14 protein-coding genes are annotated in these 14622 nt (G+C 38.9%); all 14 read left to right on the plus strand.

Annotated elements, in window-relative coordinates; genetic code table 11:
• Positions 1-8 precede the first annotated feature (8 nt).
• Positions 9-662, plus strand: coding sequence for an ethanolamine utilization microcompartment protein EutL (gene eutL / locus IGI97_RS07190; RefSeq protein WP_002357509.1), 654 nt, complete (start codon positions 9-11; stop codon positions 660-662).
• Positions 663-675: 13 nt separating this feature from the next.
• Positions 676-1194, plus strand: coding sequence for a BMC domain-containing protein (locus tag IGI97_RS07195; RefSeq protein ID WP_002357510.1), 519 nt, complete (start codon positions 676-678; stop codon positions 1192-1194).
• Positions 1185-2663 carry an acetaldehyde dehydrogenase (acetylating) gene (locus IGI97_RS07200; protein ID WP_085444251.1) on the plus strand — a complete coding sequence of 493 codons (1479 nt, stop codon included), beginning with the start codon at positions 1185-1187 and terminating at the stop codon, positions 2661-2663. Before IGI97_RS07195 ends, IGI97_RS07200 begins: the two co-directional genes overlap by 10 nt.
• Positions 2664-2786: 123 nt before the next feature.
• Entirely contained in the window at positions 2787-3077 is a 291-nt protein-coding gene (locus IGI97_RS07205; protein ID WP_002357513.1) for a BMC domain-containing protein, read from the plus strand.
• Positions 3078-3144: 67 nt separating this feature from the next.
• Entirely contained in the window at positions 3145-3714 is a 570-nt protein-coding gene (locus IGI97_RS07210) for a hypothetical protein (protein ID WP_002374804.1), read from the plus strand.
• A gap of 3 nt (positions 3715-3717) precedes the next feature.
• On the plus strand, positions 3718-4353 hold the full coding sequence (eutD, locus tag IGI97_RS07215; protein ID WP_002357516.1) for an ethanolamine utilization phosphate acetyltransferase EutD: 636 nt from the start codon (positions 3718-3720) through the stop codon (positions 4351-4353).
• A 14-nt stretch (positions 4354-4367) separates the two neighbouring features.
• A complete protein-coding gene (locus IGI97_RS07220) occupies positions 4368-4967 on the plus strand; it encodes a TIGR02536 family ethanolamine utilization protein (protein ID WP_010825264.1) in 600 nt (199 codons plus the stop codon).
• A 12-nt stretch (positions 4968-4979) separates the two neighbouring features.
• Positions 4980-5243, plus strand: coding sequence for a EutN/CcmL family microcompartment protein (locus IGI97_RS07225; protein WP_002357519.1), 264 nt, complete (start codon positions 4980-4982; stop codon positions 5241-5243).
• Positions 5244-5255: 12 nt separating this feature from the next.
• Positions 5256-6356, plus strand: a complete 1101-nt coding sequence (gene eutH, locus IGI97_RS07230) for an ethanolamine utilization protein EutH (protein WP_002357520.1) — start codon at positions 5256-5258, stop codon at positions 6354-6356.
• A gap of 12 nt (positions 6357-6368) precedes the next feature.
• The gene (locus IGI97_RS07235; protein ID WP_002357522.1) at positions 6369-6812 is read left to right on the plus strand and encodes an ethanolamine utilization protein EutQ; all 444 of its coding nucleotides are present in this window, start codon (positions 6369-6371) and stop codon (positions 6810-6812) included.
• A gap of 87 nt (positions 6813-6899) precedes the next feature.
• Entirely contained in the window at positions 6900-7328 is a 429-nt protein-coding gene (locus tag IGI97_RS07240) for a CoA-binding protein (RefSeq protein ID WP_002377361.1), read from the plus strand.
• A 204-nt stretch (positions 7329-7532) separates the two neighbouring features.
• Complete coding sequence (parE, locus tag IGI97_RS07245) at positions 7533-9590, plus strand: DNA topoisomerase IV subunit B (protein WP_002415560.1); 2058 nt, start codon at positions 7533-7535, stop codon at positions 9588-9590.
• Between the two features lie 12 nt (positions 9591-9602).
• A complete protein-coding gene (gene parC / locus IGI97_RS07250) occupies positions 9603-12065 on the plus strand; it encodes a DNA topoisomerase IV subunit A (protein ID WP_438738295.1) in 2463 nt (820 codons plus the stop codon).
• Positions 12066-12354: 289 nt separating this feature from the next.
• Positions 12355-14601 (plus strand): formate C-acetyltransferase, encoded by a 2247-nt coding sequence (gene pflB, locus IGI97_RS07255; protein ID WP_002357529.1) that lies wholly within the window; start codon positions 12355-12357, stop codon positions 14599-14601.
• Positions 14602-14622: the final 21 nt, after the last annotated feature.

The raw sequence follows: 14622 nt of genomic DNA on the forward strand, positions 1-14622 counted from the left end.
GATTTCTCATGAAAAATGATCGTCTAGGCGCAAATGTCCTAAGTATGAAAGTCATTCCCAATGTCGATCCGGCATTAGCAAAAGAATTATCATTGAAACCAGAACATCGCTCATTAGGAATTGTTACTTCCGATTGTGATGATGTCACTTATGTTGCATTAGATGAAGCAACCAAAGCCGCCGATGTTACTGTAGTTTACGGTAAAAGTATGTATGCTGGCGCAGCAAATGCTTCAACCAAATTAGCCGGTGAAGTGATTGGCATTATTGCTGGTCCGAGTCCTGCCGAAGTCAATAGTGGCTTGAGTGTCATTACGCAAGTCATTGAAGAAGAAGCCAGCTTCTATAGTGCTAACGAAGATGACAGTATTGTTTATTTTGCACATGTAGTATCAAGAACGGGTAGCTTTTTATCTGAACAAGCGAATATTCCTGAAGGTGAAGCGATTGCTTATCTGATTGCACCACCGCTAGAAGCAATGGTTGGCTTAGATGCAGCAATGAAAGCTGCCGATGTTCAAATGGGTGTCTTTTATGGCCCACCTTCTGAAACGAACTTTGGCGGCGCCTTATTGACAGGTAGTCAATCTGCATGTAAAGCTGCTTGCAGTGCGTTTGAACAAGTCATTCAAAATATCGCTGACAATCCGTTGAGTTATTAAGGATGTGACCTGAATGAAAGCATTAGGAATGGTCGAAGTCAAAGGATTTTTAGGTGCCATTAGTGTGGCCGATGCGGCATTGAAAGCCGCCGACGTTACTTTGTTAAAAGCTGAAATTATTAATGGCGGTTTAACAACTGTGGAACTGATTGGTGACGTTGCCGCGGTTCAAGCTGCCGTTGAAGTAGGCACGGAAGTAGCTAAAGAATTAAATTGTTTAATTGCTCATCATGTGATCTCACGGGTTGATGCTCAAACGGAAGTAATTTTATCAGATCCAGAACCCAAGTCAGCACCTGAACCGATGGAACAAGTAGAAGTAATTGAAGAAGAGATTGAAACACCAGATTTGGAAGAACACACTGGCACACGCCAAAAATTAGAAACACAACGCGTGGTTGATTTACGCAAACAAGCCTACAAAATGAACCTAAGTAGTTTAAAGAAAAGTGAGATTAAATTTGCCAATAAAGAAGCTTTAATTCAAGCAATCATGGCTGAAATAGAAAGAAGTGAAGACGAGTGGAATTAGTAGATAAAGACTTACGTTCCATCCAAGAAACAAGAAATTTAATCAGAAAAGCCAAAGAGGCACAGCAAGTATTAGCAACATTTTCGCAAAAACAAATCGATGCGATTGTCCAAGCAGTTTCAGAGGCTACGTTTAACCAACGAGAAAAGTTAGCGAAAATGGCCAATGAAGAAACAGGATTTGGTATTTATGAAGATAAAATCATCAAAAATGCTTTCGCTTCAAAAGTAGTATATGACGAAATGAAGGACAAAGCTACAGTTGGTGTGATCCATGATGACGCTGCCCAAAAAGTCACTGAAATTGCTGTCCCAGTTGGTGTAATTGCAGGATTAATTCCTTCTACCAACCCGACATCAACAGTCATTTACAAAGCATTAATTTCATTAAAAGCGGCCAACAGCATTGTTTTTTCACCACATCCCAATGCGTTGAAATCGATTATTGAAACAGTGGAAATTATCCAAAAAGCGGCTATTGCTGCAGGGGCACCAGAAGGTTGTGTCTCGGTCATCAAAACGCCAACTATGCAAGCGACCAGCGAATTAATGAAAAATAAAGAAACAAATTTAATTTTAGCTACTGGTGGAAACGCAATGGTTAAAGCAGCGTACTCTTCTGGAACACCAGCAATCGGTGTTGGGCCTGGTAATGGACCAGCCTACATCGAACGAAGCGCAAATGTTCCTCATGCAGTGAAACAAATAATGGATTCAAAAACTTTCGATAACGGTACAATTTGTGCATCGGAACAATCAATTATTGTTGAAACTGTCAACCGTGAAGCGGTCAAAGAAGAGTTAATTAAGCAGGGAGCGTATTTCTTAAGTCCAGCCGAAGCCGACAAATTAGCTAAATTTATTTTACGACCAAACGGTACAATGAACCCGCAAATCGTGGGTCGTTCCGTTCAACATATTGCTTCATTAGTTGGTTTATCTATTCCAAAAGATCGCCGCTTAATTGTTGCCGAGGAAACACATGTAGGCTTGAAATATCCATTTTCAAGAGAAAAATTGGCACCGATTATTGCTTTCTATACAGTTGAAAACTGGGAAGCAGCTTGCGCGTTATCAATTGAAATTTTGAAAGGTGAAGGTGCGGGTCATACAATGGGCATTCACACAGAAAACAAAGAAGTCATTCGTGAATTTGGCTTAAGAAAACCCGTCTCTCGTTTGCTTGTTAACACCTCTGGTACACTTGGCGGAATTGGTGCTTCAACTAACTTAGTGCCAGCATTAACACTTGGTTGTGGCGCAGTTGGTGGCAGCTCAACTTCTGATAATATTGGGGTTGAAAATCTGTTCAATTTACGTCGTGTTGCTTATGGCGTGCGTGATTTAGAAGAGATTCGTCAAGAATTTGGTCAAACATCAACCACATCTGTGGCTACTTCTTGCGAAACAACCAATCAAGAAGAACTAGTAAATGCCGTGGTAGCCCAAGTTTTAGCTCGCTTAAACTAACAAGAAACGAGCGAGTAAGAGTAAAACAAATGAATTATTGGATTTAGGGTTTGGGACCTAAGTCAAATTGATAATTGTCCCAAATTTTTAAAAATAAAACATACATCTTAGGAGGAAATTATAATGTCAAGTACAAATGCTTTAGGAATGATCGAAACTCGTGGTTTAGTAGGTGCTGTTGAAGCAGCCGATGCAATGGTGAAAGCGGCAAACGTTACTTTAATTGGAAAAGAACAAGTCGGTGGCGGTTTAGTTACAGTAATGGTTCGCGGTGACGTTGGTGCTGTAAAAGCAGCAACAGATGCTGGTGCTGCTGCAGCAGAACGTGTTGGCGAATTATTATCTGTCCATGTAATTCCACGTCCACATACAGAAGTAGACGCTATTTTACCACACGCAACAACTGAATTATAATTTTGATTTTTTGGGGCAGAGGTAGGTTCATTACTTCTGTCCTAAACTTTCATTGAGGAGGGGTGTTATGACAGTTATTACAGAAGATATGCTTCGCATCAAAAGGCTAAAAAAAGAACTAGAAGATGGCACGGATTTTGTGTTTCCTGTAGGCAGTTTTCTGACGCCAGCCGCCAAAAGCTATCTACGCGAGCATCGGATTAATAGCAGCTTCTCTTCAACAAACCCATTGCTTTCTGAGGTTCATTCAGTGAAGGCCTCCTCACAAAAACAAAAACAAGAACATTTATCAAAAGAAACAATTTATGAGATTCGGCACTTAAGCCATCTATTGTATTTGCCTTTCTTAACGAATGAAGCGTTATCAACAGAAGGTTGGTTATATTTCGAACAACAACAACTGTGGTTAGAGAAATTTATTTTAGAACAGTCGCTCGTAATGGAACCAGTCATTTTGGAATCAAAGGTAACTATTCTAACTAACCAACAGAGACAATGGCGCTATTCCTCAAAAGAAATTCAATTACAACTAGATAAAATTATTCTCCAGTTAAAAGGAGAATCACAACTGTTCGGACTTTTTCAATCTTGGGCTACAGAATTAATTAGCACCATGGCTGAAATATCACGAAACTAGGAGATGAACAAATTGGATTCAATGAATGAAATTGTTGAAGAAGTTGTTAAACGAATTCAGCAACAACAACAAAATACTTTTGAAGTTGAAGCTTCTGGCCGACATGTTCATTTGTCTCGTCAAGAGATTGATGCATTATTTGGACCAGGATATCAACTAACAAAAGTGAAAGATTTATCACAACCTGGACAGTTCGTTTGTAAAGAACGAATTACGGTTGCTGGACCTAAAGGACTTTTTCAAAATGTGGTTATTTTAGGCCCTGAACGTAGCGAATCACAAGTCGAAGTTTCTATGACGGATACGCGTATTTTAGGAATTAATGCCCCAGTTAGAGAGAGTGGCAAGACAGAAGGGACACCTGGCGTCACGCTGATGAACGGATCAGCAGTTGTGACATTAAGTCACGGCTTAATTGTTGCCAAACGTCATATTCACATGACACCCGAAGATGCCTTGAAAAATAAAGTAAGCAATAGCCAAATTGTGCAAGTCAAAGTGGAAGGCACACGTCCGTTAATCTTTGATGATGTAGTTGTGCGAATCAGTCCGCGATTTGCAACGTACATGCACATTGACTACGATGAAGCCAACGCTTGCGGCTTAACCAAAGGAGCTCGTGGCTATATTCTTAAGTAAAAGGAGGAAGGACAATGAACGTTTCTGAAATGGAAAATTTGATTCAACAGATTACTGATCGAATTTGCCAACAATTGCTGTCGTCGTCTTATTCAGTGGCTTTAGCAGAAGCAAAAGAAGCATTTCCTGAAGAAATGTTTGTTCGTTTTCCTGATGTAAATTGGGTAACCAAGGAGCAGAAGCTAGCACGAGGCTTGGTTGTAAAGAGGCTAACGATTTCCCAAGTAAATGCGATTGCGCATTTACAGGAAACGGATGAATTAGTCAAAAACATCTTAGCATTCTTATTTGAAGGTAAGCCGGTATTGGTTTTAACCCCAATACCTTCAGTGACTAAAAATTCACGATTGAAATATCGTTTGAAACAAACGATTCAGGAAAACGTGGACATGTGCCAACAGTTTGGGATGATTTTTTATCATGATTCAGAAAATTACGCTGTGTTTCAGGCGGCCTGTCAAAAACAACTTCGTTCTTTAGCTGAGACCAAACGAACCTACATTACTGAAAAACAATTGATAAGAATGACAGAATCAGGTGTTTCTTTAAGTAAAAATGCCTATTTAACCCCGTTAGCGAAAGATTATGCTAGGAAACATCAATTGCTGACGTAAGGAGGAAAAACGATGCTTTTAGGAAAAGTGACTGGTAGCCTTTGGTCAACAAGAAAAGATGAAAAATTAAATGGCTGGAAATTTATGATGGTTGATATTTTGAATCAAGAGGACGAAAAGCAAGGATTTCTAATTGCTGCTGACAACGCTGGAGCTGGTGTCGGGGACAAAGTGTTAATTAGTCAAGGCAATGCTGCCCGTATTTCGGCAGAAGATCCGAATGTCCCAATTGATGCAATGATTGTTGGTGTCATTGATTCTACAGAGGAAGAATAGGGAGGACGAGACATGAGCATTAATGAAATTATTATGTATATTATGGTTCTTTTCATGATTATTGGAGGAATCGATAAATGTATTGGCAACAAACTAGGTTTAGGGGAGCAATTTGAGGAAGGGATTATGGCTATGGGTTCTCTAGCGCTTTCTATGGTAGGGATTATCACTTTAGCGCCTGTCTTAGCCAATCTTTTAAGTCCGATTGTCGTTCCTGTCTATGAATTACTAGGGGCTGATCCAGCAATGTTTGCCACAACCTTATTGGCTAATGATATGGGCGGCTTTGCGTTAGCGCAACAATTAGCCAATGATCCACAAGCTGGTTTATTTGCGGGGGCAATCTTAGGTGCAATGATGGGGCCAACGTTAGTCTTTACAATTCCAGTAGCGCTTGGCATTATCCAAAAAGATGACCAACAATTCTTAGCAACAGGTGTTTTGAGCGGGATTATTACAATTCCTTTTGGTTTATTAGCAGGCGGTTTAACAGCTGGCATGCCATTGTCATTGATTATTCCTAACTTAATTCCAATTATTATTGTTGCCGCTTTAATTATTTTAGGTTTATGGTTAGCGCCAAAAGGCATGATTAAAGGCTTCCAAATTTTTGGTCAAGGCGTAGTGATTGTCGCTATCTTTGGTTTAGTTGTGGGGGCGATTCAACTATTATTAGGAATTACAGTGATTCCTGGTATTGCACCAGTTACTGAAGGAATTGAAGTCGTTGGCGGGATTGCTTTAACTTTAGCTGGCGCTTTCTGTTTAGTAGCAGTGATTACGAAAGTCTTTAATAAACCATTGATGAAACTAGGAAAAGTTTTAGGAATGAATGAAGTAGCGGCTGCAGGAATGGTTGCTACATTAGCTAACAATATTCCCATGTTCCAAATGTTAAAAGACATGGATAATCGAGGAAAAATTATTAATATCGCTTTTGCTGTTTCGGCTTCTTTCGTTTTAGGTGACCACCTTGGTTTTACTGCAGGCGTAGCAAAAGAAATGATTTTTCCAATGATTGTTGGCAAATTAGTTGGAGGGATTACCGCCATTTTTGTGGCTATCTTTATGGCAAATCGAATGCTAGGAAAACCCGAAACAGAAGTGAAATAACGAGGTGTAAATATGACAGAATTAAATCGTGAAATGATTGAAACGCTTGTTCGACAAATTGTCACAGAAAAATTAATGCCAACTAAACAAGTGGATCCAAGTGGAATTATGTCCATCAAATTACCCGAAATTGACGTAACAGAAGACGATCGCTTAGATACAGGCAACCCAGCGGACATTGTTTACACAAAAGATCTGTTTTCTTTAGAAGAAAGCCCGCGCCTTGGTTGCGGTTTAATGGTGATGAAAGATACCACCTTCGACTGGACACTAGAATACGATGAAATTGATTATATTATTTCAGGACAATTAGATATACTGATTGACGGACGTAAAATTTCTGCAACAGCCGGCGAAATTATTTTAATCCCGAAAAGTAGCAAAATTCAATTTTCAGTGACGGGTGATGCCCGCTTTGTCTACGTGACCTATCCAGCAGATTGGCAAAGCCAATAATTATTTTGTCGGTATTCAGAGAATAATTTTGCCAAAACCCTTTACTCAGCGTTATAATAAATAAGAATGAAAAAAGGGGTTGAGTGAATGACATTTGAGAATCCAAGTCAAAATCAAATTTTTGATATTTTAAAACAAGCAAAAAATATTGCGGTAGTTGGTTTGAGTAACAAGCCCGACCGCACGAGTTACAAAATTGCGGAAATTTTACAGCAACATGGCTATCGTGTGTTACCTGTCAATCCAGTTTTAAAAGGCGAAACGGTGCTTGGCGAAACGGTTTATGGGGCATTAACAGAGATTCCTGAAAAGATTGATATTGTTGACGTCTTTCGGCGGAGTGAATTTTTGCCAGAAGTGGCCGCAGAAACATTGAAAACAGAAGCGCCTGTCTTTTGGGCCCAACTAGGTTTGGAAAATGAAGAGGCAGCGAACTTGTTATTAAATGAAGGTCGTCAAGTTATTATGGACCGTTGTATTAAAATTGAATTGGCAAAAATGGCAGATGCTGAATAAACACGTGTAATTTTATAAAGAAAGAGCGTCCTGAACGGAAAGCTCTTTTTTTTTTGACCCAGATAGAGTATTATTGTAATGATGGTTTTAGAAGGAGCGAACGGAAAACGCAAGAAACCCGCTCACTCTTCTTCTAATTCTTTAAGAAATAGTTAATGTACGCTTATTAACTAAACGAGAATCTAAGTATAAGGAGTTTTTTCTTTGGCTAAAAAAATTAACAATGAGTACAATGATGCCTCTATCCAAGTCCTAGAAGGATTGGAAGCAGTGAGGAAAAGACCTGGTATGTATATCGGTTCAACCGATAGCCGTGGACTCCATCACTTAGTCTATGAAATTGTCGATAACGCAGTCGATGAAGCGTTATCTGGCTACGGGAATGAAATCAACGTAACTATCCAAAAAGATAATAGTATTTGTGTTGCAGACTCTGGCCGCGGAATGCCAACAGGGATGCATGCTTCTGGTATCCCAACAGTAGAAGTAATTTTTACTGTCTTACATGCGGGTGGTAAGTTTGGCCAAGGTGGCTATAAAACTTCAGGCGGACTCCATGGGGTGGGTGCCAGTGTTGTTAATGCCTTATCTAAGTGGTTAGAAGTTCATATTGTTCGTGATGGCGTAGAATACATGGAACGATTTGAGGACGGCGGTAAACCAGTTGGTACCTTAAAAAAAATCGGCAAAACAAAAAAACGCAACGGCACCTCTGTTACTTTTTTACCTGACGACACCATTTTCTCTACGACAAATTTTTCTTACGAAATTTTAGCAGAACGTTTGAGAGAATCAGCTTTCTTATTAAAAGGCGTCAAAATTACTTTAACAGATGAACGTGGGGAAGAACCCAAAGAAGAAGTCTTTCACTACGAAGAAGGCATTAAAGAATTTGTTGCCTATCTAAATGAAGAAAAAGATACATTAACACCCGTTGTTTATTTTTCAGGAGCCAAAGAAGGTATTGAAGTTGAATTAGCTTACCAATACAACGATGGCTATTCTGAAAATGTTTTATCTTTCGTTAACAATGTCCGCACAAAAGATGGCGGTACCCACGAAGTCGGTATGAAAACGTCAATGACAAAGGCGTACAATGAATATGCACGGAAAGTGGGACTATTAAAAGAAAAAGATAAAAATTTAGAAGGTAGCGACTTCCGTGAAGGCTTAGCAGCCGTCCTTTCTATTCGAGTACCAGAAAACTTACTACAGTTCGAGGGCCAAACCAAAGGGAAATTAGGTACACCTTTAGCAAGAACCGTTGTCGATAACGTCGTAGGCGAACAAATGGGCTTCTATTTACAAGAAAACAGTGAAATGAGTCAATCATTAATTCGGAAAGCGATTAAAGCCCGTGAAGCCCGTGAAGCGGCTCGCAAAGCCCGTGAAGAAAGCCGGAACGGTAAAAAACGGAAAAAAGGCGAATCGTTACTTTCTGGAAAATTAACCCCGGCTCAATCCAGAAATCCTAAGAAAAATGAATTATATCTTGTCGAAGGAGACTCGGCCGGTGGTTCAGCAAAACAAGGACGCGATCGGAAGTTTCAAGCCATTTTACCGCTACGAGGAAAAGTCATTAATACGGAAAAAGCGAAAATGCAAGACATCTTGAAAAATGAAGAAATCAATACTATGATCTATACGATTGGCGCAGGCGTTGGTCCTGAATTTTCAATTGAAGATTGTAATTATGATAAAATCATCATCATGACCGATGCGGATACCGATGGTGCCCATATTCAAGTGTTGCTATTAACGTTCTTCTATCGTTATATGAAACCATTAATTGAAGCCGGCAAAGTCTACATTGCCTTACCACCTCTTTATAAAGTCTCTAAAGGAACTGGAAAAAAATCAGTCATTGAGTATGCTTGGACCGATGGTGAATTGGCAGAAGTGATTGATAAAGTTGGTAAAGGCTATATGCTCCAACGCTATAAAGGTTTGGGTGAAATGAATGCAGAACAACTTTGGGAAACAACGATGGATCCTGAAACTAGAACCTTAATTCGTGTTCGGATTGATGATGCAGCTCAAGCAGAACGCCGTGTGACCACATTAATGGGCGACAAAGTCGAACCTCGTCGAAAATGGATTGAACAACATGTTCAATTTACATTGGAAGAAGATGGCAGTATTTTAGATCGTTCAGAAGAAGACACTTCTGCACCAACAGGAGAACGCCTTTTAGATGCGGAAAAAACAAAAGAAGCAGAACAAACCGATGACACTGAAATCAGTTTGTTTGACATAGAGTAGGGAGTGACAATTTTGGAAAAACGCCAAGAAGTTCAAGAATTAACCCTTGAAGAAGTAATGGGCGATCGTTTTGGAAGATATTCCAAATACATCATTCAAGAACGGGCCCTACCAGATATTCGAGATGGGCTAAAACCAGTACAACGCCGCATTCTCTTTTCAATGAATAAAGACGGCAATACCTTTGATAAAGGCTTTCGTAAATCAGCAAAATCTGTCGGAAACATTATGGGGAATTATCATCCCCATGGCGACAGCAGTATTTATGAAGCGATGGTCCGTCTAAGTCAAGACTGGAAATTACGGGAAGTACTAATTGAAATGCACGGAAACAACGGAAGTATGGATGGCGACCCACCAGCGGCGATGCGTTATACAGAAGCTCGTTTATCACAGTTAAGTGGTGAGTTGTTAAAAGATATCGACAAAAATACCGTCGATTTCGTTTGGAATTTTGACGATACAGAAAAAGAACCCACTGTTTTACCAGCCAAATATCCTAATTTATTGGTAAATGGCTCAACGGGGATTTCAGCAGGTTATGCAACAGAAATTCCTACACATAATTTAGCGGAAATTATTGATGGGACCGTGTATTTAATTGATCATCCTAATGCAAGTTTAGAGAAATTAATGGAATACATTCCAGGACCAGATTTTCCAACAGGTGGGATCTTACAAGGAAAAGCAGAAATTAAAAAAGCCTACGAAACCGGCCGTGGTAAAGTAATTTTACGTGCGAAGACAAAGATTGAGCCCTTAAAAGGCGGCAAACAACAAATTGTCATTTCTGAAATTCCTTATGAAGTCAATAAAGCAACGCTAGTGAAGAAGATGGATGAAATCCGTTTAAATAAAAAAGTAGACGGCATTGCCGAAGTTCGTGACGAAAGTGACAGAACTGGCTTGCAAATTGTTGTTGAACTAAAAAAAGATGTCAATGCAGAAGGTATTTTAAATTATCTATTTAAAAACACTGAATTGCAAATCAATTACAACTTTAACATGGTAGCCATCGACAACATGACCCCGCAACAAGTGGGACTAAAACGGATTTTAGAAAGTTACATTACGCACCGCAAATCAGTTATCATTAACCGTTGTCAATTTGAGTTGGACAAAGCTCGCAAACGTGAGCACATTGTTGCTGGTTTAATTAAAGCATTGTCTATCTTAGATAAAGTGATTGCAACAATTCGTGGCAGTAAAGATAAAAAAGATGCGAAGAAGAACTTAGTATCCGACTATGCGTTTACTGAAGAACAAGCTGAAGCAATCGTTACTTTACAGCTATACCGTTTAACTAATACAGATATTACTGATTTACAAGAAGAAGCGAAAACTTTAGAAGAACAAATTGCTGAGTTATTGAACATTTTAAACAATGAAAAAGAACTATTCTCAGTCATGAAAAAAGAACTTCGCGAAGTTAAAAAGCAATATGGCAATCCGCGCTTAACTCAAATTGAAGAGGAAATCCAAGAAATCAAGATTGAAACAGCCGTGTTAGTTGCGCAGGAAGACGTGGTCGTAACCGTGACGCACGAAGGCTATATCAAGCGGAGTAGTATTCGTTCTTATACAGCATCAAAACCAGAAGAAATCGGCATGAAAGAAGGCGACTTTTTACTATATGCTGGCGAAGTCAATACATTAGATCATCTTTTACTAGTAACAAATAAAGGAAATATGATCTATCGCCCCGTCCATGAGTTGCCAGATTTACGCTGGAAAGAAATTGGCGAACATATTTCTCAAACCATTTTAAATCTTGCTATCGATGAATCGATTATTGCTGTATATCCTTATAAAGAGTTAAGTCCGACAAAAACCTTTGTTTTCATTACAAAAGCTGGCATGATTAAACAAACCAAAATGGCTGATTTTGAGCCTTGGCGCACTTATAAGAGCCGCCCGACATCTTGTATGAAATTAAAATCAGACCAAGATGAAATTACCAATGTTTATTTAACAAATGATCAAGACTTATTGGATGTTTTCCTCGTTAGCAATCGCGGTTTTGGCTTACGCTATCCATTATATGAAGTACCAGTCGTGGGTAGTAAAGCGGCTGGAGTTAAATCAATGAACCTCAAAGAAGACGATTATGTCGTTAATGGTTTGCTGGTTCATTCTGAAGGGGATACACCGATTGTCATCGTTACCCAACGTGGCGGTGTTAAACGCATGTTAGCCCAAGAATTAACACAATTAGGACGAGCAAAACGTGGATTAATGGTCTTACGGGAATTGAAGAAAAATCCACATCGTGTTGTCTTTATGTCTGAAAGTACCGATTTAGATTTATTAGTTACTACGCAAAAAGGCACACAAGAAGTTATTCAGTCGAAAAACTATCCAATCAGTGAACGAACATCCAACGGTTCCTTTGTCATCGATGAACAAAAAGATGGCCAAGTAATGGAAGTCCACGAGATGCATTCTGCAGTGATTGAAGAAGAACAAACAAACTAAACTGTGTTATAAATATCTCCACAGCAGCCATCTGTATTAATACAGATGGCTGCTGTTTTTAATACAGAAGTACATTTTTCACAAGTGATAACAACTATAAATCGTTCTTATTTTCACAAGTATAAATGTTTATATATCAGCATTTAGAATCTTTGATCCCCATTTATTTATTAAGAAAGTGCAATAAATAATAAAAAAACGCTTGCATCTAAAAGGTTATGTGTTATACTAATCACATAAAGCTGTTACATACAATCAAGTAGCAGTTAACTAAGGAGGCAAACACTTCATGAAACAATGGGAAGGCTTTAAAGGCGACAAATGGAGAACAAGCGTTGACACTCGTGATTTTATTCAAAACAACTACACAGAGTACAAAGGCGACGACAGTTTCTTAGAACCAATCGCTCCGAGCACTGACAAATTATGGACAAAACTACAAGAATTATTTGAAATCCAACATGAAAAAAATGGCGTTTATGACATGGATAGCGATATCCCAGCAACTATTACGTCACATGAACCTGGTTACTTAATCAAAGAAGAAGAAAAAATTGTCGGTTTACAAACAGATGTACCATTAAAACAAGCATTTATGCCATTCGGTGGTATTAAAATGGCGAACAATGCCTTAGTTTCAAATGGTTATGAAACTGACGAAGAAATGACAAAAATCTTCACAGAATACAGAAAAACACATAACCAAGGTGTTTTTGATGCCTACACAGCTGAAATGCGTTTAGCACGTAAAAACAAAATCATTACTGGTCTTCCAGATGCTTATGGCCGTGGCCGTATTATCGGTGACTATCGTCGTATCGCATTATACGGTATCGACTACTTAATGGAACAAAAGAAAAAAGATCATGATAACACTGGTAACAAAGAAATGACAGACGATGTTATTCGCTTACGTGAAGAAATTTCTGAACAATACCGTGCGTTAAATGACTTAAAACAAATGGCTGCTTCTTATGGTTTCGATATTTCTCGTCCTGCTGCAAATGCGCAAGAAGCAATCCAATGGTTATACTTTGGTTACCTAGGTGCCATTAAATCTCAAAATGGTGCAGCAATGTCAATTGGTCGTATCTCAGCATTCTTAGATATCTATATCCAACGTGACTTAGAAGCTGGTTTAATCACTGAATTTGAAGCACAAGAAATGATTGACCATTTAATCATGAAATTACGTATGGTTAAATTTGCACGGACACCAGAATACAACCAATTATTCTCTGGTTATCCAATTTGGGCAACATTATCTATTGCTGGTATGGGTATTGACGGTCGTTCATTAGTTACCAAAAATGACTTCCGTATCTTACACACATTAACAAACATGGGACCATCTCCAGAACCTAACTTAACTGTATTGTATTCTTCTCACTTACCAGAAGGTTTCAGAACATATGCAGCTAAAATCGCGAAAGAAAGCTCATCTATCCAATTTGAAAACGATGACTTATTACGTGAAAACTGGGGCTCTGACGACTGTGCAATCGCATGTTGTGTTTCTGCAACAGTTATGGGTAAAGATATGCAATTCTTCGGCGCTCGTGCGAACTTAGCGAAAGCTGTTCTTTATGCAATTAACGGCGGAGTCGATGAAAAAACTAAAATGCAAGTAGCACCAAAATATCGTCCAATGACTGGTGACAAATTAGATTACCACGAATTCATGGAACGCTATAAAGACATCTTAGACTGGTTAGCTGAATTGTACGTTAACACATTAAACATTATTCATTACATGCATGATAAATATGCATATGAAGCACCACAATTAGCTTTAATGGATACTGATTTACAACGGACATTCGCAACTGGTATTGCCGGAATCTCTCATGCGACTGATAGTATCATGGCAATTAAACACGGTGAAGTAGAAGTAATCCGTGACGAAGATGGTATGGCAATTGATTATGTACCAACAAAAGAATTCCCAACATACGGAAACGATAACGAAGAAGCCGATGCAATGGCTAACTGGATTTTAGATTACTTTATGACACAAATTAAACGTCAACACACATACCGTAACTCTAAACCAACGACTTCATTATTAACAATCACTTCAAACGTTGTTTATGGTAAAGCAACAGGGAACACGCCTGACGGACGTCGTGCCGGCAAACCTCTTGCACCAGGTGCGAACCCAAGTTATCAAGACGGTAAATTCTTAGGTGAGAAAAATGGCTTGTTAGCTTCATTAAACTCAACAGCTCGTTTAGAATATACAATCGCTTTAGATGGTATTTCTAATACACAAACCATCAACCCTAATGGTTTAGGTAAAGACGACGACACAAGAATTAACAACTTACGTAACGTATTAGATGGCTACTTCGATAAAGGTGGTTACCACTTAAACGTAAACGTATTTACAAACGAATTATTATTAGATGCACAAGCACATCCAGAAAAATATCCAAACTTAACTATCCGTGTATCTGGATATGCCGTGAAATTCCGTGACTTAACTCCTGAACAACAAGCAGACGTTATCTCAAGAACTTCACACGACAGACTATAAAAAACATTTACATTATTTAAC

Source organism: Enterococcus sp. DIV2419, assembly GCF_051711865.1.
In the GTDB taxonomy this organism is placed as follows: Bacteria; Bacillota; Bacilli; order Lactobacillales; family Enterococcaceae; genus Enterococcus; species Enterococcus faecalis.

Coding starts and splice junctions, on each gene's coding strand:
- eutL (WP_002357509.1), top strand. CDS start 9: ATGAAAAATGATCGTCTAGGCGCAAATGTCCTAAGTATGAAAGTCATT.
- IGI97_RS07195 (WP_002357510.1), top strand. CDS start 676: ATGAAAGCATTAGGAATGGTCGAAGTCAAAGGATTTTTAGGTGCCATT.
- IGI97_RS07205 (WP_002357513.1), top strand. CDS start 2,787: ATGTCAAGTACAAATGCTTTAGGAATGATCGAAACTCGTGGTTTAGTA.
- IGI97_RS07210 (WP_002374804.1), top strand. CDS start 3,145: ATGACAGTTATTACAGAAGATATGCTTCGCATCAAAAGGCTAAAAAAA.
- eutD (WP_002357516.1), top strand. CDS start 3,718: ATGAACAAATTGGATTCAATGAATGAAATTGTTGAAGAAGTTGTTAAA.
- IGI97_RS07220 (WP_010825264.1), top strand. CDS start 4,368: ATGAACGTTTCTGAAATGGAAAATTTGATTCAACAGATTACTGATCGA.
- IGI97_RS07225 (WP_002357519.1), top strand. CDS start 4,980: ATGCTTTTAGGAAAAGTGACTGGTAGCCTTTGGTCAACAAGAAAAGAT.
- eutH (WP_002357520.1), top strand. CDS start 5,256: ATGAGCATTAATGAAATTATTATGTATATTATGGTTCTTTTCATGATT.
- IGI97_RS07235 (WP_002357522.1), top strand. CDS start 6,369: ATGACAGAATTAAATCGTGAAATGATTGAAACGCTTGTTCGACAAATT.
- IGI97_RS07240 (WP_002377361.1), top strand. CDS start 6,900: ATGACATTTGAGAATCCAAGTCAAAATCAAATTTTTGATATTTTAAAA.
- pflB (WP_002357529.1), top strand. CDS start 12,355: ATGAAACAATGGGAAGGCTTTAAAGGCGACAAATGGAGAACAAGCGTT.